This window comes from Pseudomonas sp. HY13-MNA-CIBAN-0226 (assembly GCF_040310305.1).
Taxonomy (GTDB): domain Bacteria; phylum Pseudomonadota; class Gammaproteobacteria; order Pseudomonadales; family Pseudomonadaceae; genus Aquipseudomonas; species Aquipseudomonas gregormendelii.
In genome coordinates, this window is sequence record NZ_JBEOPS010000120.1 from 1 (window position 1) to 327 (window position 327).

A 327-nucleotide genomic window follows, 5' to 3' on the forward strand; every position below is an offset into this window, starting at 1 on the left:
CTTCTGGATCTATAGTGCCATTAGTTTCAAGCTCAATGATAAGACGATCAAGATCAGTACGTTGTTCTACACGTGCGTTCTCAACCTGATAAGCAACACGAAGCACAGGACTAAAACTTGCATCAAGTTTTAAGCGGCCAATTGCTTTCGTATCACCATCTTCACGGCGCTGGTTTGCTGGCTCATATCCACGACCCATTACTACACGCAAACTCATCTTAAGATGACCACGGTCGCTTAATGTACCTAATACCAATTCTGGATTGATAATATCTACATTATGCGGTAACGCGATGTCTGCGGCAGTAATAGTGCCTGGACCTTGTT

1 pseudogene is annotated in these 327 nt (G+C 43.7%); it reads right to left on the minus strand.

The annotated features are described in order from the left end of the window. Positions 1 to 327, minus strand: a pseudogene (locus AAEZ05_RS28035) (DNA-directed RNA polymerase subunit alpha); the annotation flags it as partial.